16 protein-coding genes and 8 tRNA genes are annotated in these 24,243 nt (G+C 41.4%); 11 read left to right on the top strand and 13 right to left on the bottom strand.

Features of this window, described 5'->3' with window-relative positions:
• Positions 1-4 precede the first annotated feature (4 nt).
• Genes AC2CZC_RS11975 through AC2CZC_RS11945 form a run of 7 tightly spaced genes read left to right on the top strand, consistent with a single transcriptional unit; the run spans position 5 to position 8,421 of the window.
• Positions 5-1,273 carry an efflux RND transporter periplasmic adaptor subunit gene (locus tag AC2CZC_RS11975; RefSeq protein ID WP_484581949.1) on the top strand — a complete coding sequence of 423 codons (1,269 nt, stop codon included), beginning with the start codon at positions 5-7 and terminating at the stop codon, positions 1,271-1,273.
• Between the two features lie 18 nt (positions 1,274-1,291).
• On the top strand, positions 1,292-1,987 hold the full coding sequence (locus AC2CZC_RS11970; RefSeq protein ID WP_039608773.1) for an ABC transporter ATP-binding protein: 696 nt from the start codon (positions 1,292-1,294) through the stop codon (positions 1,985-1,987).
• Positions 1,988-1,995: 8 nt separating this feature from the next.
• Positions 1,996-3,363 carry an ABC transporter permease gene (locus AC2CZC_RS11965; RefSeq protein ID WP_484581948.1) on the top strand — a complete coding sequence of 456 codons (1,368 nt, stop codon included), beginning with the start codon at positions 1,996-1,998 and terminating at the stop codon, positions 3,361-3,363.
• Positions 3,364-3,367: 4 nt separating this feature from the next.
• On the top strand, positions 3,368-4,591 hold the full coding sequence (locus tag AC2CZC_RS11960) for an ABC transporter permease (RefSeq protein ID WP_484581947.1): 1,224 nt from the start codon (positions 3,368-3,370) through the stop codon (positions 4,589-4,591).
• A 44-nt stretch (positions 4,592-4,635) separates the two neighbouring features.
• Entirely contained in the window at positions 4,636-5,970 is a 1,335-nt protein-coding gene (locus AC2CZC_RS11955) for a sigma-54-dependent transcriptional regulator (protein WP_484581946.1), read from the top strand.
• Positions 5,970-7,319: a sensor histidine kinase gene (locus AC2CZC_RS11950; protein WP_484581945.1), complete on the top strand. Its 1,350-nt coding sequence runs from the start codon at positions 5,970-5,972 to the stop codon at positions 7,317-7,319. Before AC2CZC_RS11955 ends, AC2CZC_RS11950 begins: the two co-directional genes overlap by 1 nt.
• Before the next feature lie 28 nt (positions 7,320-7,347).
• Positions 7,348-8,421: a hypothetical protein gene (locus AC2CZC_RS11945; protein ID WP_484581944.1), complete on the top strand. Its 1,074-nt coding sequence runs from the start codon at positions 7,348-7,350 to the stop codon at positions 8,419-8,421.
• Positions 8,422-8,471: 50 nt separating this feature from the next.
• Here the strand turns inward: AC2CZC_RS11945 and AC2CZC_RS11940 are convergent, their stop codons facing one another.
• Positions 8,472-10,346 carry a S8 family peptidase gene (locus AC2CZC_RS11940; protein WP_484581943.1) on the bottom strand — a complete coding sequence of 625 codons (1,875 nt, stop codon included), beginning with the start codon at positions 10,344-10,346 and terminating at the stop codon, positions 8,472-8,474.
• A gap of 712 nt (positions 10,347-11,058) precedes the next feature.
• Here AC2CZC_RS11940 and AC2CZC_RS11935 point away from each other — a divergent pair.
• The 3 genes from AC2CZC_RS11935 (at position 11,059) to AC2CZC_RS11925 (ending at position 16,101) form a co-directional block, all read left to right on the top strand.
• Entirely contained in the window at positions 11,059-14,616 is a 3,558-nt protein-coding gene (locus tag AC2CZC_RS11935) for an ATP-binding protein (RefSeq protein WP_484581942.1), read from the top strand.
• Positions 14,617-14,773: 157 nt separating this feature from the next.
• Positions 14,774-15,538, top strand: a complete 765-nt coding sequence (locus AC2CZC_RS11930) for a hypothetical protein (RefSeq protein ID WP_484581941.1) — start codon at positions 14,774-14,776, stop codon at positions 15,536-15,538.
• Positions 15,535-16,101 (top strand): hypothetical protein, encoded by a 567-nt coding sequence (locus tag AC2CZC_RS11925; protein WP_484581940.1) that lies wholly within the window; start codon positions 15,535-15,537, stop codon positions 16,099-16,101. The genes AC2CZC_RS11930 and AC2CZC_RS11925 overlap by 4 nt, the downstream gene beginning before the upstream one ends.
• A 238-nt stretch (positions 16,102-16,339) precedes the next feature.
• Here AC2CZC_RS11925 and AC2CZC_RS11920 read toward each other — a convergent pair.
• The 12 genes from AC2CZC_RS11920 to AC2CZC_RS11865 form a co-directional block, all read right to left on the bottom strand.
• Positions 16,340-16,426: transfer RNA gene (locus AC2CZC_RS11920), tRNA-Leu, on the bottom strand.
• 36 nt (positions 16,427-16,462) lie between these two features.
• A tRNA-Cys gene (locus tag AC2CZC_RS11915) sits at positions 16,463-16,536 on the bottom strand.
• A gap of 15 nt (positions 16,537-16,551) precedes the next feature.
• Positions 16,552-16,627 (bottom strand) — tRNA-Gly (locus AC2CZC_RS11910).
• A gap of 19 nt (positions 16,628-16,646) precedes the next feature.
• Positions 16,647-16,733: transfer RNA gene (locus tag AC2CZC_RS11905), tRNA-Leu, on the bottom strand.
• A 35-nt stretch (positions 16,734-16,768) separates the two neighbouring features.
• A tRNA-Gly gene (locus AC2CZC_RS11900) sits at positions 16,769-16,844 on the bottom strand.
• Positions 16,845-16,852: 8 nt separating this feature from the next.
• Positions 16,853-16,939 (bottom strand) — tRNA-Leu (locus AC2CZC_RS11895).
• A gap of 37 nt (positions 16,940-16,976) precedes the next feature.
• Positions 16,977-17,050: transfer RNA gene (locus AC2CZC_RS11890), tRNA-Cys, on the bottom strand.
• A 20-nt stretch (positions 17,051-17,070) separates the two neighbouring features.
• Positions 17,071-17,146 (bottom strand) — tRNA-Gly (locus AC2CZC_RS11885).
• Between the two features lie 172 nt (positions 17,147-17,318).
• The gene (pgsA, locus tag AC2CZC_RS11880) at positions 17,319-17,864 is read right to left on the bottom strand and encodes a CDP-diacylglycerol--glycerol-3-phosphate 3-phosphatidyltransferase (protein ID WP_484581939.1); all 546 of its coding nucleotides are present in this window, start codon (positions 17,862-17,864) and stop codon (positions 17,319-17,321) included.
• 42 nt (positions 17,865-17,906) lie between these two features.
• The gene (gene uvrC, locus AC2CZC_RS11875) at positions 17,907-19,730 is read right to left on the bottom strand and encodes an excinuclease ABC subunit UvrC (RefSeq protein WP_484581938.1); all 1,824 of its coding nucleotides are present in this window, start codon (positions 19,728-19,730) and stop codon (positions 17,907-17,909) included.
• 14 nt (positions 19,731-19,744) lie between these two features.
• Complete coding sequence (gene uvrY / locus AC2CZC_RS11870) at positions 19,745-20,395, bottom strand: UvrY/SirA/GacA family response regulator transcription factor (protein ID WP_023398753.1); 651 nt, start codon at positions 20,393-20,395, stop codon at positions 19,745-19,747.
• Between the two features lie 139 nt (positions 20,396-20,534).
• Positions 20,535-21,683 (bottom strand): dicarboxylate/amino acid:cation symporter, encoded by a 1,149-nt coding sequence (locus tag AC2CZC_RS11865; RefSeq protein ID WP_484581937.1) that lies wholly within the window; start codon positions 21,681-21,683, stop codon positions 20,535-20,537.
• A gap of 198 nt (positions 21,684-21,881) precedes the next feature.
• On the opposite strand from AC2CZC_RS11865, the gene AC2CZC_RS11860 reads away from it, so the two are divergent.
• The gene (locus tag AC2CZC_RS11860; RefSeq protein ID WP_484581936.1) at positions 21,882-24,182 is read left to right on the top strand and encodes a carbohydrate binding family 9 domain-containing protein; all 2,301 of its coding nucleotides are present in this window, start codon (positions 21,882-21,884) and stop codon (positions 24,180-24,182) included.
• The last annotated feature ends 61 nt before the right edge of the window (positions 24,183-24,243 follow it).

Genomic DNA, 24,243 nt, shown 5'->3' with positions numbered 1-24,243 from the left:
CATCATGATCCGAAATACATCTCAGCAGGACAAGGTAATCACAAAGAGATCAACTAACAAAAAATGGATGCTCTCGAGCATTGGCGCCATTGGACTTATTAGCGCAGTGGCATTCTCGTATGACAGCTTCTCTGCGCTCTTATCGGCAGAGCAAGCAGTATCGACACAGCAGCTCAAAACAGCTCAAGTCGTACGTGGCGATATGATCCAAGATATACGCGTTGAAGGTCGCACCCTTGCCGCCGTCAGCCCGTCACTGTATGCCATTGCTTCAGGTACTGTGACACTCCATGTCAAAGCTGGTGATACCATTGCCAAAGGGCAAGTATTAGCGAGCTTAGATAGCCCAGAATTGCATAATCAGCTACTACAAGAAGAGGCCACATTAAGGCGCATTGAAATGGAAGTAAAGCGTCAACAAATCGCAATCAAACAACAGCAATTAGACAATACGCAAGCCATGGAACTCGCCAAGGTCGAACTAGAAGCTGCACAAAGCGAAATGGCTAGGGCCAATGCCAGTATTGAGAAGCAAATTATCTCCAAGTTAGAACTAGAACAAACCATGGTCGAGCTCAAACGCGCAGAGCTCAATGAGCGTCACGCAATCGATAGTTTAAAACTTTCTCAAGAGCAACTTAACTTTGAATTACAAAGTACCCAACTTGATTTAGATAGACAACGCCATCTGGTAGCTAACTTGCAAAGACAAGTTGATGCGCTCACGCTGACCTCGCCACTAAGCGGTATCGTGGGCAATTTAAACGTCCAGCAAAAACAGCATGTGCAAAGAGACAGTGAGTTAATGTCTTTAGTCGATTTAAGTGAACTTGAAGTGGAAGCTTATATTCCAGAAAACTTAGCGGATGAATTAGGCATCGGTTTAACTGCAAAAGTACAGATCAACAATCAATACTTCCCTGCAACACTGATGGCCATCTCTCCAGAAGTAGAAAATGGGCGTGTATCAGGTCGCATTCGCTTTGATAAACAACCAAAAAGCTTACGACAAAATCAACGTGTTAATGCACGGATCATTATCTCCCATAAGAAAAACATACTCAAAGTTGACCGTGGCGCATTTATTGAAACAGGATCTGCCTCAACAGCCTATAAAATAAGCAATGGCAGTGCGTATCGAACTAATATTCAGCTAGGTGTAAAAAGCATCAGAGAAGTTGAAATTAAAAGCGGCTTGCAGGTCGGTGATACCATAGTAATATCTAGCCTCACACCATTTCAACAAGCGCAACAAGTCATACTAAGTGAATAAAAATAAAAGGATAAACCCATGCTTAAAATGAATAACATCAGCAAAATTTACCGCACAGACTTAGTCGAGACACATGCACTGAGTGGTGTTAACCTCACTGTAGATGAAGGCGAGTTTATCGCTGTGACCGGTCCGTCGGGATCCGGTAAAACAACCTTTTTAAACATTACAGGCTTACTAGAAACGTTTGAGGAAGGTGAATATATCTTGGATGGTGAAGATGTCAGTCAGCTCTCAGACAAGCATCTATCAAGGCTTAGAAATGAAAAAATTGGTTTTATTTTTCAGGGCTTCAATCTAATTGCTGACCTTAACCTCTACGATAATATTGAAGTCCCATTAATATTCCGTGGTATCAACCAAAAGGAGCGAAAGCAACGCATTGAAGAAAGCCTTGAATTGGTAGGTCTAGGTAGCCGTGCCAACCACTACCCCGCCCAGCTAAGCGGGGGCCAGCAGCAACGGGTCGCCATTGCAAGAGCTCTTGCAGGTAAACCACGATTTTTACTCGCCGATGAACCAACAGGTAACTTGGACACCATGATGGCACGTCAAGTCATGGAACTATTGCAAGATATCAACCGTCAAGGCACCACACTTATCATGGTGACACATGACAATGAATTAGCACAGCGCGCGCATCGTAATATCCAGATCTTAGACGGTCAAGTCAGTGACATTGCTAAAAGCCAACTTACAGATTTAGCGGTATAGGTGAATATATGAAAGACGCACTTCACCTTGCATGGCAAGGATTTAAACAAAAATCTAAATTAACAACCTTGATGATAGTCAACCTCGTCATCGGCATTACCTTGCTGCTCACAATGAGTACCATCATAGATCAAAGTGGCCGCTCTGCGATGTCACATAAGCTAAACGAGCTTAATCATATCAGCCTTAACTATATGGACAGCGAATTCGACAGACGCCATGCACTGAGAACACCGCCAATGACTTACCGTGATGCGCAAGCGCTGTCGATGGCCCTTGAACAAAAAGAAGTATCATTAGTAAACCTGAGCTTTAATTACACCACGTCATTTATTTTGGATCTCAATGATAATAGTGCAAGACCTCTTAATGCCACAGGCTCCGCAGTAGATGAGCACTTCTTTGCAATCATGGACGCCCCATTTTTATTTGGCAGCCCTTGGCCAGAAAATATGAATGACTCAGCAATTATAGTGCTAGAGAAAAAAGCCAATGACCACTTATTCGCAGGTCAAAACTCTATCGGCAAATTTGTCGTGATCAATAATCAACAACTCGAAGTCGTCGGTGTTGTAGATTTATCGCATCACACTTTTCGTTTTCAAAATAATAGCTTTAGCAATAGAGAAAATGATCTTGCGTTTATTCCCTTAGACTATGCAATGGCAAATAACTTACCTCGAGTTGGCTACATGCCATGTATGACTAAAGAAGAGCCGCTACGGACTCAGTTCCGTCAGTCAAACATGACGGGGTTAAAAAGTGCGGAATGTGGTTTTCTGCATGCTTGGGCACAAGTCAGCACTGATAACGCGCAGCAACAATTAGACGAATTAACCCTATGGCTGAGGAATTATACCCAACAGCAAATGAGTCAGGGGCGCTTCCCACACAGTGAGCCTTACTATGTCCAATCCTTAAAACTATTACATGACACTATTTATAGCTTTATGGACTGGGAACGTGTTTATCTCAATTTTGCTTATCTGCTTTTTGCCATCACCTTGGTCAACACTGTTGGGATTTTACTGGCTAAAAACCAACATCGTGCAAAGTTAGTGTCTTTATACCGGGCGCTCGGTGCAAATCGCATGTACATCATCAAGCTGCAAGTCATTGAGCTATTAATCGGCGCAACCATTGCCATTATTTTAGGCTTAGTAGGCGCACAGTTAGGCTTATATGTCATGTACCTTTTAGCTATGTATTCGATGGATTACGTCGGTGTTGCAGAGCAAGTACAAAGACTTTACAACATGGATATTTGGTTTGCTTTAAAGGCAGCTCTTAGCATTTATGCCACTATTTTGATTGCCGGCTTGTTCCCTATCATCGCTGCCAGCCGCATTGCGCCTGCATCTCAATTAAGAGGATAAATTTATGGCGATTAAACATATTTTAAAACTCATTTTAAAGCATAAAAGTATCTCTTTGCTGATCACCTTGCAAATTGCCATCGCAGTGACCATTATCGGTAATACCAGCTTTATTAGTTACCGTACCTTGCAAAATTGGCTGATCCCCTCGCATATAGCAGAGCAGCAGATAGTCAATGTCTATACCCGTGTTTTCGATAAAAACCTTGATAAAGGCGCGCTCATTGAGCGAGATTTACAAACCCTACAGTCCATCGCAGGTGTTGAGAGCGTTAGCTATGCCGCAAACGAATTAGTGCTAGCCACAGTGAACGGACGTAACTTTGCTCACGCGACACTGGATGAAGATAAGCAGGGTGAAAACGTTGCGCTTTTTGCGCAAACACCGGGAGGGCTTGAAACGCTCGGTATTAAGGTGACTCATGGCCGTAGCTTTTACGATACAGAATATATATTCGGTCACGCTAGTGAAGGTCAAAGAGCAAGTGTTGTGATGATAAGTAATGCGCTTGCTAAGGCTTTATTTCCTGAGCAAAGTGCGCTTGGGCAAACCGTCTATCTTCATAACGACCGTCTTCCTTATCAAGTTATTGCGACTTATCAAGACATGATGCTAGGTGAAGCAGCGGCTTACACCAACAGCTGGTATCACTCTGCGATTATTCCAGAAGCTCACTTTGGCACTAACAGTCAAGTAAACTATTTGGTCAAGGTGACGGAAAATACTGACGATGCAATCTTTGAAACCATTGAGAACAAACTGTTTGAAGAAGAAGGTCGCTTAGTTCAGCAAGTAGAATTTGCAGCGCGTGCCAAAAAACGTCTATGGGATGGCCGTAGTACTTTTGCATTTATTATGATGGGGATCAGTGCCATCGCCATCCTTGTGACTGGGGTTGGGATCATCGCTCTGGTTTCATTTTCCATTTCTGTTCGTAAAAAAGAAATTGGTGTACTGCGAGCACTGGGCGCCTCTCAAGGCAGAGTAATGAGAACATTATTGTTAGAAAATTCAATCTTAGCCATAGTGGGCATTGCCTTTGGTTTATTTGCAGCCATGTGGCTTAACCAATACTTTGTAACCAACCTGCGTATTCAAGGATTGATAGTCCCATGGCTTGCTGCGGCCGTTGCCCTCTGTGTTTGGGGACTAAGTGCCTCAGCTGTCTATATCCCAGCGCGAAAAGCAGCTAAAATATCTCCAGCACAGGTTACAAAAACCAGTTAAATAACAAGCCGGTACATGGTACCGGCAAAAATAACGATAAGAATATGCAAAATAAAATACTTGTGATTGACGACAATCAGGACGTTATAAAAGCACTTAAGCTGCTGTTTTTACTCAATGACATTGACTGTGATGGCGCAACAAGCCCAGAGCAAGGCCTCGATATGCTCAACAACCAAGCTTACGACCTAGTCATCCAAGATATGAACTTTACCCAAGACACCACCTCTGGCGCAGAGGGTCAGGCGCTTTATCAAGCGATCCGTGCCTTGAACCCTGACTTACCTATTATCCTACTCACCGCTTGGGCAAATTTAGAAACCGCTGTCGCACTAATTAAAGATGGGGCAGCCGATTATTTAGAAAAACCATGGCGAGAAGAAAAGCTACTCAAGTCAGTCACTCAATTACTCGAAATATACCGTCTAGAAAAAGCACAATTCCAACAGCAAACACAAGCCCGAAATCGGGCAAATAAACTGGCAGAACACTACGACTTAGCCGGTCTTATCTATGCAGATCCAGCCATGCTTAACTTGTTGGAAATCGCGACCCAAGTCGCGCACTCAGACGCACCGGTGCTCATAACTGGGCCCAATGGCGCTGGGAAAGAAAAAATAGCTGAAGTGATTGTCGCCAATAGCGCCTACCATAGCAATGCTTTTATCAAAGTCAATGCAGGTGCGCTTCCCGCTGATTTAATCGAAGCAGAATTATTTGGTGTCGTCGGTGGTGCCTATACAGGGGCCAATAAAAGTCGGATCGGCAGATTTGAAGCGGCTGATGGCGGCACCCTATTTTTAGACGAAATAGGTAACTTGCCGCTGTCTGGGCAACAAAAGCTATTGCGCGTGTTACAAACGGGTGAATTTGAACCCGTAGGCAGTAGCCAGACAAAAAAAGTCAATGTGCGCGTACTGAGTGCGACCAATGCAAATTTAACGACTGCAATTGCACAGGGCACATTCCGAGAAGATCTCTACTACCGACTAAACATGATAGAGTTGAAGTTACCTGCTCTGATGGAACGACCAGAAGACATTATCCCTCTTGCAAATCATTTTATAGAGGATAATAAACAACTTAGTTCAGGTGCTGTCAATGCGCTAAAACGTCATACTTGGCCAGGGAATGTCAGAGAACTACAAAATGTGATTGGTCGTGCACAGTTACTTGCAAAAAGTAACCTCATTGAAGCCTCTGATCTAGGGCTAAAAACTAAACCAGCTAATTCTGCAGCCAATACAGAGCTGTCAGCGCAGGATATACAAAGCGCATTAAGCAGCCATCAAGGCAATGTCACGCATGCAGCAAAGAGTTTAGGTCTCAGTCGCCAAGCAATGTATCGACGCATGGATAAATTTGGAATAGCGCGCTGATGAACACAACTTTCACGTCTTTGGCTGGAAAAATGGCCGCATTTTGCACAGCCTTTATTGTGCTTGCAGTGTCAATTCAAACTGCTTTGGTTTTTATTGGCGCACCTATCTTAGTTGCACTCCCTCTCTCATTACTAATCACGTTGCCGTTCATGTTTTTTTGTTGTGAGTTTATATTTCAACAACACAAAATGATTATTGATACACTCACAAATGGCCTCAAAAGCCTCTATGACAATGATTTTTCTATCCGTATAACAGAGCAAACACACTCTGAACTAGATGCAGCTGTACACATGTATAATAAGCTCACCAAACAGTTAAAAAAGCAACGGCAAACACTCAATCAACGAGAGATACTACTTGATAGCATTGTACAGGCCTCACCCATGGGGATTGTTTTAGTAGATCCCTATAAACACATCGTTTACTTTAATAACGAATCTACCCAGTTATTACAATCTGCCCAACTTGATGGCATGACTTTGCACCAATGCTGTGAAAAGCTCCCACCACAACTGCAAAAGTCAATTATTCAGGCTCAATCGGGCTTGATAAGCTTTGAACACAATGATGTAAAGCAAAGCTATTACCTAAGTTTTAAAACTGTCACCTTTAACCACCAACCACATCAATTAATGATCATCAAAAATGTTTCTGTGGAATTAGGGCAAGAAGAGCTACATATGTGGAAAAATGCCATTCGGTTAATTAGCCATGAACTGAATAATTCATTAGCCCCCATTAGCTCGCTGACGTCATCAGCCCAAAATATGATCAAAAAAGGCAAGCATCTCGATTTGCTCCCTGATATATTGCAAACGGTCGACCAACGCGCACAAAATTTAAGTGAATTTATTGCACAATATGCGCGTTTTGCCCGCTTGCCCAAACCAAACCTTGATTACCATGCAATCAAGCCACTACTCGAGCAAGTAAGTGCACTTTATTCATTTAAACTACTTGACTCATTACCTATCGAACACGCTTATTTTGATAGTACGCAAATTGAGCAGGTATTGATTAACATCTTAAAAAATGCCCATCAGTCTGGCAGCGACCCCGAACAAATCGCCGTTAAAATAGTAAAAGATTACAATCGCCTCCGCGTCGCTGTCGTCGATCGCGGTTCGGGGATCAGTAACGGTAACCTTCATCAGGCACTCTTGCCTTTTTATTCGACTAAGCCTGATGGCAGTGGGATCGGTCTCAGCTTGTGTAACGACATCATTCATGCCCACCAGGGACAACTAAAATTAAAAAACCGAGTGCAAGGGGGCTTGATGGTTGAATTTGATATCCCTTTAAGAGACACTCAATGTCATCAAGGATCAAGCGATACAATTTAATACGCTAGCCTCTACAAGGGACTTTATCATGTTATGTTATTCTCGATTTTGGGTCGGTATTGGTGCCTTGACACTCGCAGCCTGCCAAACTACAAAACCAAATAGTACACCTCCCTCTGTTCAAGTTCCCTGTTGGCTACATAAGCCGGTGTCATCACAACAAATCGGCTTTATTGGTACCGCCGCGCCATTCAGCGCTATCAAAGACGGCTCCATTATTGCCAGCAGACAAAGAGCAGTCTCACACTACACTCAATACTATGGACTGCCCAGTGTTCACGAAGAAGTTAAACAGCTACCTGCTACACAAAACAGCTTCACACTCCAAAATGGCCAAATACTATACTTTTCAGAACCATATACAACCTCAGATACCTTATATACCTATGTAAGCACCAGGCCAATCATCAACAGCAATCAATGTGAAGCGGTCACATGCAACTTCAGTTTATGTGAACCAAAATGGCTATGTAGTGGGGAAAATAATCACGTCATCGGTGCAAGTTATTATACAGCCTCTGCACATCAACAACTCCCGATGACAGCAACTAACGCAAAAGCACTAGCTGGTTACCTAGCCCAAGCGAACGTTAACATGCAAGAGCGCTATATTGAATCTTTTTCAGAGCAGCAGCATGCCTCACAATTTTCCCGACAAGGCGAGGTAATAAGTAGCGATTATCAGCACCCCTTACTATTGATACAAAGTTGCCATTACGGCTCAACATTATTTGCGACCTATCAAGCCAACCTGTCGTTTAACAAACAAATAACGCAACAAACATGGCGAGATATACAGCAATATCAAGGGAGAAGTATTGTAATGGGTAACTTTGGCGAAGATGGCACTATCGCACCGGATAACTTAATAAGTAGCGCCATCAGATACGCCATTCATGATGCATTGGTTGAGATTGCAAAGAACAAAGGCGTTACTGTCTCAGCATCAAGCACTTTACTCAATCAAAATGGCCGCTACTATTTAAGTAATGCTCAATTTGATATTCAGCAGACAGTCAGTGGTCAGTTGTTGGATTTACAGATCAACTACAAAGAAGGATTTCCAATCGTTTATGTCTGGCTTCTTGAATCGGAGTCATAACACATGGAATTCGCGTAGTTGGGGCGTGAAAACGCCCCGGAGTTCAAGCTTTAACCTCCACAGGTTAGACTAAGCCCTTTACAACTATAAGTAGAATCTTCATCTTCCAAACCAGAAAAGTCCAAAATACTGAATCCACCATCTGTTGACGTTGAATGCGTTTGATTACTTGAATCACACTCTCCTTGTACTTGCCACATTTTTGTCGCATGACTAGGCGTTGCACCTTTGTTCCAGTAATAAGCACTATAAATCTTACCTTGATAGGTCACCTGCTCACCACCATCATAAGGCTTGTTGTGATACCAATTTTGTGGGCACGCTGGTGTCTTTCCTGATTGTAAATAAGTCAGCGCACGTGCAAAGTTTGGCAATCCATGACCATATACACTGTCTTTGCCTGCTTGACCTAAATCATGGCTGGTCGCTTTAAGCGCATCAATAACTTGCGTTCTACTCCAGCTCGGATTTTGCGACCAAAGCCTCGCAATACCACCAGAGATAATTGCCGTAGCTTGAGAGGTGCCCGCACCCACCACATAGTCACTGTGGTAACTATTAATTGAAACCGATATATTTGACTCATCAGCCTTTGCTGGCCACTGATGTACCAATAACGTTGGGAACTCTGTATAATAATCAATGCCTTTTAAACGCCCCTCTGGATGCTGTGGGTAGTTTATCATCAATACTTTACCACCAGCCGAGACACAGTTAGATTGTGCATTGCTCAACTGCTGACGAGTCTCATAAGACAATGTACGCTCTGTCATTTGCTGCTGCACATCACCAGCAGACAAAGTATATACGCACTGCTCAGGTAGGGTTGTTTGCATTGACTGACTACTAATACCGACATCAATTTGTGTATATTTCAGAACATCAGAAACAGATCCACTGTGCTGAATTACAACTTCTTGAACCGCATAGTGACTTCGATTAGCCGTGGAAATAATTTTACTCCCCGGTGCAACAAAATCTATATTCGGATTCGTTGGCGAAAAAGAGGCGATTGTTCCATCTGTCTCTAACGCACCTATTGATAAAACATTATGATATGAGGCAGGGTAATGTAATACATCATCATGTCGACCTTGCTGTTTTTTCTCTGACGTCCCATGGTTACCAGCCGCAGCAACAAAAATCAGCCCTCGGTCATAAGCTAACCTGTCAATAACTGACATCGTCATTGGAGAAAATTGCTCCCCACTCAAAGACATGTTTATTACTTTTGCACCGGAGTTAGCACAAACTTCAATGGCCTCAATTAAATTACCACCCCATATTGCTGAGTTTTTACCATTGGCTGTTTTAATTAATTTGTGAACTTGAAGGCGAGCAACCCCATTACTTAGTGCTCCCTTTACACCGAACCCATTGCTTTGAGCCGCAATGATACCAGCCATATGCGTCCCGTGACTAAGTGCATCTTGATCCCAAAAGCCAGCATAAACGCTATGGTAGCCATGAATATTAATAGGTAAGTCAGGGTGGTTACTGTCTACGCCTGAATCGATAACACACACTGAAATATCATTCGTTGCAGATGGAAGCTTACTGATTGATGTTGCGCGTAACCAATAGGGCTCAAGCTCACTATTTGCTAATACATCTAAGCTATTAGTAGCAGCATTATAGTAATCAAGTGAATTACTACTTAAAGAAAGGCCATAATCAGCTTCAAAGGTAACGCCTTCAATATGGCTTAATTCATTGATTTGAGTTGATGATAATACACCTTGAGCAATCACTTTATCGCCACTTTGTCCTATCACCTTTAAAGAGCTCAGTATACTTTGAGATAGCTGTCCGTTCTTAAATTGTACCAGATAAGCACCATCGTGACTTTGCTCCTGTGCAATTGCACTCAAGCTCAAACTACCTAATACACTTAAAAAAACTGCATTTCTTTTAAAAAATCCCATACTAACTCCTAGCAAAGCTATGTTTATATTTTTATTTTATTTATCCTTAAACCCCTGTTTTCATGCATTTAACTATTAAACCTTCACTGGATATTTACTTCCTTCAATACGACATTTACTCGATCGCAGCGTCATACCTATTTACAAAAAGTTTAGATTGTTAACCTTACTCTCAAGAAGGTTACCACTCAAGATAATTGTTAAATTCAAGATAGATCTATTCAAGACTTTTTATAAAAACGGATAAGTTACGCGTAAAATAAAGACAAAGTTAATCAATAGACGCGCCTACCCTTCACAATTCGAGACTCAAATCCTGAATAGAAAACAGGCTTTCAACAATTAAAAACGCCAACTTGATTAAAAAATAACAAATCAAACCATAAAAATTAAAAAAAAGTAGATTTATTAAAAAATTCATAGTAAGCAAATTAGAGTTATAGATAGGATATTAACTTTTTCGAATAAGTCGAGAATGTTATGCTAAAAAGTTTCATAAAAGTGAATAATATTCACTAGACCAGTACCTTTTTCTGGTGTATTGGTTTTTTTATCGTATTTGTTATTTTTTACTCTAATTACACGTTTTAATAGACAGCAAGACTCACAATGCATGACTTTTATGTACTTGCCTTGCGCAATGGGTTAAAAATAATATTTAAAAGCAGTGATGATCGTGAGACAGACGATTTACCAATAAGAGCAAAAAAAAATGCACATTCTTTTATCTGATAAGCGCTACACGTATAGTCCCAAATTCAGATTTATAAAACCTAAAGATCGCCAAAAGGTAAAAGTAAAATTTGCCAATGACTTAATACTTGCACTCGGCTACAAATTCAAAGAACAGCGCAACTATTTTGAAATGGCAGCTGAAGCTGCTTTTATGTCTCTCAACCCATTGGACAGGCAACAAAACCAGTTCTTTATTGAATTAGATTTGGTCACTAGCAACCAGCAAACAGTAAACTTACAAGAAGATAGTACCAGTGTTGGATTAGGGTATGCGCTCAGTTGCGCACTGGCATACCGCGCTCACATACAAAAAACAACCGCATTTAATAACACCTGTTTCGCCACTGGTGAGGTTTCACCAAGCGGTAACGTCCATGCAATTGGCCATATAAATAACAAAATCGAAGGTGCGCTTTATGCAATGACATACAGGCATAGTGGACCATTCATTATTTTTTATCCCCGTGCCAATCATGATGAAATCGATGAAGATCTCATCCATAACGTCGAGTTATTAGGCGGGCAGTTATCGCCTGTGGAGCACATAAATGAGGCGCTACAACTATTACTTGGTGAAGAATATGACGGCACACAACAATCAGGCTCATTAACTTTTAAAGGCTTAAGGAGCTTCGAACCCCATGATGCTTATTACTTTTTTGGTCGCGACACACTCACCTCGGATTTGTTGGCTTTATTTAACAATAAGCCGTCACTCATCAAAGTACATGGTGTTTCTGGGAGCGGAAAATCAAGCTTAATTAAAGCGGGACTATTGCCTGCACTCGCTCAACAAGGCGAAAATGTAAAGTGGCATATCGGGTTACCAAAAGATTTTGATAGCAGTGCATCGTTATTAAAACACTTTATTTGCTCCAATGAAGCAGGGTTTGAAGCGGTGTTAAAGACCATGTCGGTCAGCTTAGAGCAGTTTGTCGAAGAGTTACTAAAGTTAAATACAACATTCTTGGATGAACTCGCGCTTCATCTTACAGCTCATAAAACAACCTACGTTTGGTACATTGACCAATTCGAAGAAATTTTTGAGATTGAGCCAGATAATCGACTGCTACAAAGCTTAGCAAAACTATCAGAATATACTCCCTTATCTGTAATAGTCAGCATACGAAGTGAATACTTACATAACACAGATATGATGGGGAGAGACTTCTATGTACCCCATAGTCTCACTGCCGAAGACTGGCTTAAAATTATAAATAATCAAGCTACCGCACTTGGAATTACACTGGAAGAAGGGCTTTCTCAAACAATTCAAACCGAGGCATTAAAGTTGTCCCATGCTCTGCCTGCGGTAGAATATTTGCTTGCACAGATGCATGCACTCGCTATTGACAGTGATCAACCAAAAAAACTTACGTTCAGCCAATATAATCAACTTAATAAATTGACAGGCGTCATCTACAGGCAAGCTGAATATATTTTAGGGCAATTTGAGCCACTCACTGAACAGTTTTTTGAGCTGTTTATTGGCGTGAATATCAATGGTACTTGCTATTCAAAACATGTTGACTTTATTGCCCTTGAGCAAGAAAACCCGCAGTTACTGGAACTTGTCAATGCGCTTATCGAGAAACAACTCGTTATCCGCCATCAAGCTCATAAACTGCCCCCTTACGTAAAATTGACTCACGATTGCCTAATTTCGATCGCTGAGGAACGTACACTTGATCAACAAATTTGGCCACGTTTTTTCATCTGGTTAAGTGCCAGAAAAGAATACCTTCAGTGGTTTCATGGGATTGAAGCTAAATATAAGCAGTGGAAAAACTTTTCAGCACAACCTGAAGAACAAAATAACTTCACTTTAGGTAAGCATGAGCTACAAGATGGCATAAAGTACCTTAGCCAGCCAGGTACTATCAGCCTACAATCGACAAAGAACTATATTCTGTCATCTCAAAGCTATTATCAAACAGCGTTAGAACAGCAGAATAAGACGCAAAAAAGGCGTCTTCTGACAACCAGTGTGCTATTTTTATGTGCATTAGGTACCGCTACTTTTGCTTATCATCAAAAACAGCTTGTAATATCAGAACAGCAAAAAACTGCACAAGCACTTTCTCACCTTAAAGACAACGTACTGCTTAATATAGATGCAATTGAGCCAGTATTGGCGCAATACTTGCCCACATTCCAACGTAAATATCTCAATAACCACATAACAAAGCTCGTTTCTAGTGTCGATAGCATACCGCTAGATGACACTGATAAGCTGCGAATTTTGTTAATCAAGGTAAAAGTTTTAAGACAAGATGACTCCACGCATATTGATGAAATACAACAAATACTCGCAGAATTAGAGAGTAAAATTACCAAGATTGGAAGTGGTGATCAAAAAAACTTACAGCTGACCATCTCCTTCAACTACGAGTTTGGTAGTTTGTTGATAAAGCAAGGCCGAAATGAAGAGGCGAAAACCTATTTAGAACGTGCTTTAGAGCAAGTACAGTATTTGCCGTCAGATCCCGCATCTGCACTTATAGAAGCAAGACTTGTCTCCCAAATTGCTTTTATGGCGCTTTGGGAAGGAGATCTTAATCTTGCCGCCGCTAAATACGGTGAAGCACTACAATTACTCGACAATCAAGTTCCTTCAGACAGCCTTGAATCAGCCTACAATATTGTCAGGATTAATACTTATAGAAATCTAGCTAAAACAGCGCCTTCTGAACAGCAGGCCAGTGACTTTTTACTCCGGGCAAAAACCGCCCTAGAAAAGCAGTTAACCAAAGATCCAAACCATTTAATCTCTCAATACAATTTACTCAGGATATATATTAACTTAGCTGAAAACAGTAGTAACCAAGTAGAAGCGAACCGGTTCTATAATCATGCTCATGAATTAGTAAAGCTCTACTCAATTAAAGATCCTGATAATATTCATGTGCAAGTCGCTCAATTGCTCTTAGCAAGTAGGTTGGGTAGTAGCAAATTAAAGCAAGGCTACTTAGTCGAAGCCCAAACACACTTCTTAGAAGGTTTGGACATAACTAGAAAACTACGTGTATTAAATGACAGCAACATAGATTGGCAGGGGCATAGTATAGAGTTGTACATGGCCTATGCTGATTATTTTACACAAATGAATCAAATCGAGCAAAGTGCTCAGTACTATGAAAAGGCACTCAAAGCTGCGAAACTGCTACACAGTCAAGATACACAGAACCTTGATTTTATAAGCCTTTTGCAAGGTGCTTATTCAAAAGTGGCTATTCATTTATACAATCAAGGCGAGAAGAAATCCGCACAATCTCATCTTGAGCAAGCAAAACAATACGCATTGCATTTAACTGAAGCGACACCAAACAACCAAGGTTATCAAGTTAGCTACCGTAAGAAGCTATTTAATCTTGGCTATATTGCATCAGAAATCGGTGAAATTGACAGCGCCTGCGATTATTTTTTATCTGGGAAGACTCTTTCGGACAAATTCCTGCAGTCTCATACCAGTATTCAATGGCAAAAAGCAAAAAATAAATTTGAACACTATATAGAACTACTTAAGTGTAACTAAAATGGCAACAATCCTTGATAACATCCATTAGGAATAAAAACAATATGCTGAAACTTACAGAGAAGTTGTTATATCGCAAGCAGTTTTCAGGCTATTCCTAGTAGTGTAAAAGAAACGAATGATATAAGGGATACAGCAACAATCAAAGGGGGTATGGATGTGGTTTGATAACAAACAAGCCGTACAAGAAGCATATAAGTTTATAAAGTTTTTGCTTCGGAAAAAAGCGATTACTGATCATAGGATCGACACTGAAGCACTAATTCAAGAGACATTGTTAAAAGTGATAAAAGCGACAAAACAAGAGGATAACAATAGCTCTTGTAGTAATAGCGATAAACAAAAGCTCAATGCTCAAAAAGATTTTAATCATGTTTTAAAAGCTTATACATATCGCGCATTTGAAAGCGTCTATTTAGATATGGGAAGTAATGTCACGTATCGCAGAAAGTCTGCTTCGGAGCAAGCTAAAGCGCCCGAGGAAGGGCGTTCAGTACAAATTGTTCACCTCTACGAGAGCAACAATAATGCAGATGGTTCAAGCAGTAATATTTATGAGTTAATGCCAAGTGATCAGCCTTCCCCTGATCAAGTGGCTAAAATGGATAAAAATGCACGGTTATTTATCAATCTTTTATTGGAAACGATCGCACAAGAAGAAGACAAGAAAAAGCAAGCACTGTTTTATGACTTTTTTTCACTGTCTTTTAGACAAAATGCACTTACTCAGAAGCAACTGGGTGAGCGTCATGGCTTCAAAGGCAATGCCGCTATCACCTATATTTCAAGATTTGTTAGTAAATTATCAAAACGAGTCGAAGAGTCCGGTTTGAGCTTAGAAATAGGCAACAGTCCGCAAGTGGACTTCGACATATACTTTCTCACTCACAGCAATAAAATAAATGAGACGATATCGGTATGAATAAGGTTAAGATCACAGACAAGGTATTAGAGTCGCTTGAAGATCACCTCATTGCAAAATCAATTACGGAGTATGAGCATGAAGAAGACCATGCCCTCACCCCTCAAGAAATCGCAATTATTGAGCGGATCTATAATCAGCAAAAGTCAACAGAACAGGGGGTCAAAGCATTAAGCTTTGAAGTGCCATTGCTTGCTGCAAGTTCCGAGTTAAAGTCCTCAGACAAGCCATGGTGGGATTTTGATACCATCATCAATGATACCTTTCAACTGGCTGTCTTTAGTTCATATGGGCAGGAATTAAGTGAGAACGTTGACTTCGAATTAAACCCCTTAAAAGGCAAAGAGCGTGAATTTAATGACTACTTTGATACTTTTAGAGGAACCAAGCAAGGTATTAGAATTTACTGGGCTAAAAATAGTCGACAAGTCGTCATGGAGGGAGAACTTGTACATTCATATGAAGGCGATTACGTAAGTGGTCATGGTAAGATCATATCGAGTGAATATTTCGGAACTGGGCACTTTAAACTGATGTTAGAGTTTTTCTCACTACCTAACTAAAAAGGACTGTTAGGTAACCAATTTAAATTATGCTGACTCAATTATAATTTAACAAATGACTCCTATTCGCTGTGAATTAACCAATCAACGGGGGCTCACCCGTTGATTATTCACGTTTATACGCCACTATTTATACCCTCCCATGTAATTTTACACAACTATGCTGGAAAACTAACCGTTGCATTACGAAAAATATATCTAGTCTTGAAATAATACAGAGAAGTAATATGGAGTAAAGTGGTGCCCGGGGCCGGACTTGAACCGGCACGCTGTTACCAGCGAGGGATTTTAAATCCCTTGTGTCTACCAATTCCACCACCCGGGCATCGGATGTCTACTGATGTAGAAATTGTGGAGTAAATGGAGGCGGAACCCGGAGTCGAACCGAGGTAGACGGATTTGCAATCCGCTGCATGGCCACTCTGCCATTCCGCCAAACTCTGAAAGAGTTGGAGCGAGTAACGAGGTTCGAACTCGTGACCTCGACCTTGGCAAGGTCGCGCTCTACCAGCTGAGCTATACTCGCATATTCACTTATAAATAAGTGGTGCCCGGGGCCGGACTTGAACCGGCACGCTGTTACCAGCGAGGGATTTTAAATCCCTTGTGTCTACCAATTCCACCACCCGGGCATCGGGTTTTGCAAAAGCCAACCTTAAAATAAAGTTGGAGCGAGTAACGAGGTTCGAACTCGTGACCTCGACCTTGGCAAGGTCGCGCTCTACCAGCTGAGCTATACTCGCACAATAAATGGTGCCCGGGGCCGGACTTGAACCGGCACGCTGTTACCAGCGAGGGATTTTAAATCCCTTGTGTCTACCAATTCCACCACCCGGGCATCGGGTTGCTTTCGCATGTGGATAATATTGAGAAAATGGAGGCGGAACCCGGAGTCGAACCGAGGTAGACGGATTTGCAATCCGCTGCATGGCCACTCTGCCATTCCGCCGTCAATCCAGCATCAAAATTTGGAGCGAGTAACGAGGTTCGAACTCGTGACCTCGACCTTGGCAAGGTCGCGCTCTACCAGCTGAGCTATACTCGCAACATCAGCTAAGCAGGTTAAAGTGCTTTAGCTACGTTTCGTTTTGATGACTGTTGTCTCTCAACACGGACGCATTCTACAGAACTTCTTGATTGCGTCAATATAAAAAATGAATGTTTTTAACTGTTTGCTTATTTTTTATCTAAACCGACCTATAATTGCTCAATATCAATTAAGATTTGAGCAATTCGCTCTTGGCAGCATTCAGATACTGCATCATAGAGACTATCGTCAATAAGGTAGCTGTTGCTAATAGCATATAACTAAGCATCAACATCCAAGGTGAAAACTGCCAAATTAATCCTATTATCGCCAACATCTGCGCGGCAGTTTTAAACTTACCCAAAGAAGACACAGCTACGCTTGCTCTTTTACCAATCCCAGCCATCCACTCTCGAAGGGCTGATATGACTATTTCACGACTAATAATCACAACTGCAGCAAATGTGATCCATACATTTTGATAATGAGCAGCAATCATCACAAGCGCAACGCTCACCATGACCTTATCAGCGACTGGATCTAAAAAAGCACCAAAAGGTGTAGACTGATTTAATTTGCGTGCCAAATAACCATCTAAAATATCTGTCACAGACGCAAGCCAAAAAATAAATGCAGCAGCAAAAAATGCCCATGAATACGGTAAATAAAACACCACAGCAAATACTGGGATGAGAAACAACCTAAATGTTGTTAACGTGTTTGGAATATTCCACATAACTACTTAAAGAAAACTTTTTTTATATGTTCGCATGAAGTATCAAGCTTTGTCATGCAAATGGTTAAATATCTTTTCAGCCAACTGCGGACTGATCCCAGGTACTTGCCCTAATTGTTGAATGTTTGCAGATTTAACGCCCTGTAACCCTCCTAAATACTTCAATAACGCTTGACGACGTTTATTCCCTACTCCACCTATTTCTTCTAACACAGACTGAGTTCTTTGTTTTTGTCTCTTATTGCGATGACCAGCAATGGCAAAGCGGTGCGACTCATCTCTAATATGCTGTATTAAGTGCAATGCAGGTGAGTCACTTTCTAAATTAATTGTTTTACGGCCTGCATCAAACAACAAAGTTTCCAACCCCGGTTTGCGACTTGTGCCTTTTGCAACACCAATCAGCATCGGCATTTTTTCCAATTGCCAATGCTCAAAAAAGGCTTCTGCTCTCGCTAACTGACCTTTTCCCCCATCAATAAAGATGATGTCTGGTACTTTGGACTCCTCTGTGACTTTTGAGTAGCGCTTATTCAATGCAAAGTCCATTGCAGCATAATCATCTCCTGGCGTAATACCGGTGACATTATAGCGGCGATACTCTCTTGTATTGGGGCCTTGTGCATCAAATACAACACAAGAGGCGACGGTATTTTCCCCCATCGTGTGACTGATATCGAAACACTCCATGCGATTAATATCAGCTAACCCCACCGCTTCTTTCAATAAAGCGTAACGTTTGCTGACGGCATCCTGTGTGCTTTGTTTCACCATAATACTATTCATGGCATTTTTAGTTGCTAATGCTAAGTAATTTGCCCGCTCGGCCCGAACATTCGTTCGCACATGTACTTTGCGCTGTGCAAGCTGTGTAAGCGCCTCTGTCAGCTCTTTTTGCTCAGACAACTCAAATGGCAACACGATATCATTCGCAATTCGTGCATTAGAACCGTTCGACACATAATACTGCCCGACAAAAGAAGTTAAGATTTCATCCTCTGAAGAATCCTTTGGTACCTTTGGAAAATACGTTTTACTGCCTAAAATCTTATGATCGCGGATCATCAACATATGGATTGCAGACAAACCATTACGCTGTGCAAAACCAATCACATCCATTTCTGCAAAATTACCAGCAACAGATTGCTGTTCCTGCATTTGTCTTAATAGCGCTATTTGGTCTCGATACTTAGCGGCCGCCTCAAAGTTGAGTGCCATACTCGCACTTTCCATTTTGCTCACCAGGGACTCTATAACTAAATGAGATTTGCCACTCAAAAACTGCCTAACTAAATCGACTTGCTCAGCATATTCACCTTGCGACACTTTATCAACGCACGGCGCTGAGCAACGCTTTAATTGATATTGCAAGCAAGGCCTGCTTCGAGCGCGATAATACGCATCTTCACATTGGCGAACTGGAAATATTTTTTGCATTAGACGCAAGCTTTCTGAAACAGCTGCGCTACTAGGAAACGGGCCGAAATACTCGCCCTTTTGTTTTCGAGCCCCACGATGAAATGCAATCCGTGGATGTTTGTGATCGGTCAGAAGAATGTAGGGATACGACTTATCGTCTCGAAGTAAGATATTGTATCTAGGCTGGTATTTTTTTATTAAGTTATTTTCGAGTAACAGCGCTTCAGTTTCAGTATTTGTCAGCGTAACTTCGATATTATCGATGTTACTCACTAGTACACGCGTTTTACTATCAGGGATATTTGAGCGAAAGTAACTGCTTACTCGCTTTTTTAAATTTTTAGCTTTACCAACATATATCACCTGGTGCTCTTTATCATACATACGATAAACACCAGGTTCTGTAGACAATGTTTTTAAAAACGATTTGTGATCAAAATCAGCCATTCAAATGAAGTTGATTAACGTGAACTATCAATATCAATCATTTTATGACGAATCGCTAAATGAGTCAGCTCTACATCGCCACTGACATCTAATTTTTCAAACATTCTATAACGATAACTATTCACTGTTTTAGAGCTTAAATTTAATCGCTCGGCAATATCTTGTGCTTTCTCACCTTTGGTGATCATGAGCATAATTTGCAGTTCTCGATCTGACAATGACTGAAATGGGTTTTCATCCACTTTGCCACTGAACTGGGCCAATGCAATTTGCTGTGCGATTTCAGGCGCTATGTAACGCTGGCCTGAGTTGACAGAGCGGATCGCATTGATCATTTCATCAGGACCTGCACTTTTGGTTAAATATCCATGTGCACCAATTTGCATCACTTTGCTTGGAAATGGGTCTTCACAGTGTACAGTGAGTACTATTACCTTCACATCAGGGCAATAACGACAGATTTTCTTCGTCGCTTCTAAGCCACCGATCCCCGGCATATTCATGTCCATTAATACGATATCAGGTTCATTTTGACGGCAAAAAGTAACCGCTTCTTCCCCAGTTTTAGCCTCTCCGACCACCTTGAAACCACGCACATCATCTAAGATACGCTTAATTCCAGTCCTTACAAGTTCATGATCATCAACTAAAAGTACGTTAATCAATGGAACATCCTCACGCTAGCCCTTGGTAAAAAATCTTTTCGATTTGCTTTGCGAGATTAACATATAATTTCGCAAAGCATAATCAGTTACATTAAGCCAATCTGCTAATATACGACTATATTACTAGATTTCATATTGGCTACTCTGCTTTTTCAGAGAATCGGTTCACCCACAATGCAATCACACCATCACCCGTCACATTACAAGCAGTACCGAAGCTGTCTTGCGCAAGATAAAGTGCAATCATCAATGCAATCGCACTTTCATCAAAACCAAGCATCGACGTTAACAAGCCCAGTGCCGACATGACCGCACCACCAGGTGCGCCAGGCGCTGCAATCATAACAACCCCAAGCATAAATATGAACGGCAACATTTCTAGTAATGATGGAATAGCCATTGTTGGCGATAAAAACATCACCGCCATAGCACATGTCACAATCGTTATCGTTGAACCGGATAAATGAATTGTAGCACATAAGGGAACAGAAAAGTTTGCCACTTCTTCCGAAACACCATTTGCTTTACTCGCTCTCAATGAAACCGGGATGGTTGCTGCACTAGACATAGTACCAATTGCGGTGAAATAAGCCGGCAACATATTTTTGACCAACTCCAACGGGCTTCGCTTTAACATAAGCCCTGTTACAATAAATAATGTTGTAAGCCATAGCCAATGCATACCAACCGCAGCCACTAAAACCACACCAAATGTACTGAGTGTATCAACAACCGTGCCAGCAACGGCCATTTCAGCAAATACACCCGCAATATAAAACGGTAATGCAGGAATAATGACTTTGGCCAACAAAGCATCAATTACATCTCGACCTTGGTCTACCACATCCTTCAATTGGCCTAAGTTTAATTGACTAATGCCGATACCAAAAATAAACGCAGCGGCTAATGCCGTCATTACACTCATAATTGGTGGAATTTCTAACTGAATATACCCTGTGAGTTCAGCACCCTTAGCCGCCTCATAGACGATACTGCCTTCAAAGAAACCAGTGGCAAATAATACGAGTAGCACAGCAAGCGTACCGGCAATCACCGTAGAACTATATGCAAAGCCGACCGTCTTACCTAAAAGATGTCCAGACGTTTTAGGTAAACCGGCAATACCAGATGCGATAAAAAATAAGATAATCAAAGGAATTGTAAAGCTAATTAGCTGGCCTATAATCACTTTCGCTGTATATAACAGCTCAGTCAGACCCAAAGGCAAGTACAAACCTGCCAAGATACCGCCTAGGATACCGGCGATGAGTTTTATTATTAGAGACATAGTTTGCCCGATCTACATTTAAACCAACCCCCTTTTTACCAGCTTTTACCTCTTAGGTATACAAATACGATACTTTAAGTTAAGTATGTTCACTTGATTTCACCCGATATTAACGCTGTTCAACGATAATGAATTGTTGCTTTTATACTATTATTATTAAATTAACACCCTAAAGTTTCTGCGAAAAAATCACCTATCATGTTTAGAAGTACCAGCCTTACATGCGCGTTGTTGTTGTCATTTAATAGTACGGCAGCGCCACAAACCATTGAAATCCCTTATATTGCACAAGCAGCTTCCATTGATGGCAAAATCAATGAGGCAGTTTGGCAATCAGCAAAAGAAATTACAATAAATAATGTCACTTGGCCCCATGACAACACACCGAGCCCAGTAACAACAGCAGCATATGTATATGAAAATGGCGAAGCACTCTACATCGCCTTTATTGCCAAAGATGCAAAACCGGAAGAAATTAGAGCGCACTACAGAGACAGGGATAAAATTTGGAACGACGATTTGGTTGGTATAAAAATAGACTCGCTCAATTCTAGCCAAAATGCTTATCAATTTTTTATTAATCCACTTGGCGTGCAGATGGACTCAATTGAAAATGAGCTAACCAAAAACGATAACGCGTCATGGCATGGTATCTGGTCAAGTAAAGGGGAAATTACGGAAGACGGTTATCGCGTAGAGGTCAAGATCCCGCTTCGAGTGCTCAACTTCAATGATTCAGCGGGCAGTAAAAAAATGGCGATGGAGTTTTTACGCTTTTTACCGAGGAATGAGCGCCTGAGAATTTCCAATATGCAGTTAGATCATAATAATAGCTGTTGGATATGCCAAATGCCTACGGTAAGCGGGTTTGCGTCTGCCAAGCAAAGTAGCAACCTCACTATTACACCCGCACTCGCTGTCACACACTCTCAAACTCGGGATATTGATGGTGCAAGTGTCCCAGACTTTGAAAGTGAAACAAGTTACGACCCAGGTTTAGATGTAAAATGGGCAGTCACCCCCGACACCACGTTAAATTTAACCCTTAACCCAGACTTTTCTCAGGTCGAAGCAGATACAGGGCAACTGAGCGTTAATAATAGTTTTAGTTTATTCTTCCCAGAAAAACGTGCGTTTTTCTTAGAAAACAGTGACTATTTCTCGTCTCATCTCAACTTAGTCCATACACGTAACGTATCTGCACCAGACTATGGTGTAAAGGCAACCAGTAGCCAAAGCGGACACACGTTTGCTGGGTTTATTGCTAATGATGATGCGACACATGTGTTAATCCCAGGCAACCTTGGCTCAAGCATCGTGTCTCTTGAGCAAAAGAGTGAAAACGCTGCTTTTAGATATCGCTACGATAAGGGAGATGAACTCTCTGTCGGTGCCACCAGCACATTAAGGCAAAGTGAAGACTACCAAAATCACCTTATAAGTATTGACGCAAAATACCGCCCTACCAAACACGATACAGTTAAGTTGCAGGCCATCGGCACTGACACGCAATATGACCAACACTTCATAAATGAGCTATGTGATGACGACCCAATCGAGTCATGTGACATTGATGAAAGTGTTTTGCGTGTCCAAAACCAAGACGAGCAAAGAGGTACTGGTTACTACGCCAGCTATGAGCATAACCGTAAACACTGGCGAGCATTTGGCTCCTACCGCAATTACGACAGTGCGATGCGTGCTGACTTAGGCTTTGTTTCTCAAGTCGACTTTAATAAATTCGTGACTGGATTTGAGTATCGCTGGTATGGAGACGAGGGCAATTGGTGGAACCGAGCCAATTGGTATAGTGATTGGGATATCACGCATAATGAAGATGGCGAACTGTTAGAAAAAGAAGTGCAGTCTAATTTCAAAGTACAAGGCCCACTGCAAAGTACCATTCAATTTGGTTTTGATCATAGAAAGCGTACTGGCCAGCGACATGACGAATCACTGCTCAATATCGATGGCAATACCGATATGTTTACTGAAAACTTTCAGTGGATGTATTTGGAAATGAAGCCCAAAGCGGGTGTATTTGCAGGCCTAACACTCAACACAGGTAATAAGTTAGACATTGCGAATAACCGGTTAGGTCAGAGATATATTGTCAAGCCTACGCTCGATTTTAATTTAGGCCGCCATTTTGAAGTCAAGCTGCGCCACACCTATGAGCGATTAGAGCATGAAGGCGACAATGTCTACACAGCGAGTTTATCTGATGCAAGATTTACTTATCAATTTGGCATCAACAGCTATGTGAGATTAGCCTTGATCAATCTAGACATAGAGCGCAGCCAGCAAAAGTATATCGACGATGTTGATAGCCAATACAAAAAGCTAAGCACGCAATTATTGTATGCCTACAAACTCAATCCAGAAACCGTACTCTTTGTTGGCTACTCTGATAGCGGCTACAAAGATGATGACCTGAGTAATATCACCAAAGACAGTAAAACCTTCTTTGCCAAATTCAGCTATGCGTGGCTACGTTAAATTGCCAAACTCTTAATTCCTCATGGTAATTAATAGATTGTTTTTTATTCGTTATAGCTAT

Source organism: Pseudoalteromonas sp. MMG033 (assembly GCF_057197785.1).
The sequence above is the reverse complement of the archived record's forward strand: the minus strand, read 5'-3'. Positions and strand labels throughout refer to the sequence as shown.

Bases quoted from the DNA above. Each gene is read 5' to 3' on its own strand.
- uvrC (WP_484581938.1), bottom strand. From the start codon at position 19,730: ATGGCTGATTTTGATCACAAATCGTTTTTAAAAACATTGTCTACAGAA.
- AC2CZC_RS11925 (WP_484581940.1), top strand. From the start codon at position 15,535: ATGAATAAGGTTAAGATCACAGACAAGGTATTAGAGTCGCTTGAAGAT.
- AC2CZC_RS11865 (WP_484581937.1), bottom strand. From the start codon at position 21,683: ATGTCTCTAATAATAAAACTCATCGCCGGTATCCTAGGCGGTATCTTG.
- pgsA (WP_484581939.1), bottom strand. From the start codon at position 17,864: ATGTGGAATATTCCAAACACGTTAACAACATTTAGGTTGTTTCTCATC.
- AC2CZC_RS11940 (WP_484581943.1), bottom strand. From the start codon at position 10,346: ATGGGATTTTTTAAAAGAAATGCAGTTTTTTTAAGTGTATTAGGTAGT.
- AC2CZC_RS11950 (WP_484581945.1), top strand. From the start codon at position 5,970: ATGAACACAACTTTCACGTCTTTGGCTGGAAAAATGGCCGCATTTTGC.
- AC2CZC_RS11955 (WP_484581946.1), top strand. From the start codon at position 4,636: ATGCAAAATAAAATACTTGTGATTGACGACAATCAGGACGTTATAAAA.
- AC2CZC_RS11930 (WP_484581941.1), top strand. From the start codon at position 14,774: ATGTGGTTTGATAACAAACAAGCCGTACAAGAAGCATATAAGTTTATA.
- AC2CZC_RS11860 (WP_484581936.1), top strand. From the start codon at position 21,882: ATGTTTAGAAGTACCAGCCTTACATGCGCGTTGTTGTTGTCATTTAAT.
- AC2CZC_RS11935 (WP_484581942.1), top strand. From the start codon at position 11,059: ATGCACATTCTTTTATCTGATAAGCGCTACACGTATAGTCCCAAATTC.
- AC2CZC_RS11945 (WP_484581944.1), top strand. From the start codon at position 7,348: ATGTTATGTTATTCTCGATTTTGGGTCGGTATTGGTGCCTTGACACTC.
- AC2CZC_RS11970 (WP_039608773.1), top strand. From the start codon at position 1,292: ATGCTTAAAATGAATAACATCAGCAAAATTTACCGCACAGACTTAGTC.
- AC2CZC_RS11965 (WP_484581948.1), top strand. From the start codon at position 1,996: ATGAAAGACGCACTTCACCTTGCATGGCAAGGATTTAAACAAAAATCT.
- AC2CZC_RS11960 (WP_484581947.1), top strand. From the start codon at position 3,368: ATGGCGATTAAACATATTTTAAAACTCATTTTAAAGCATAAAAGTATC.
- AC2CZC_RS11975 (WP_484581949.1), top strand. From the start codon at position 5: ATGATCCGAAATACATCTCAGCAGGACAAGGTAATCACAAAGAGATCA.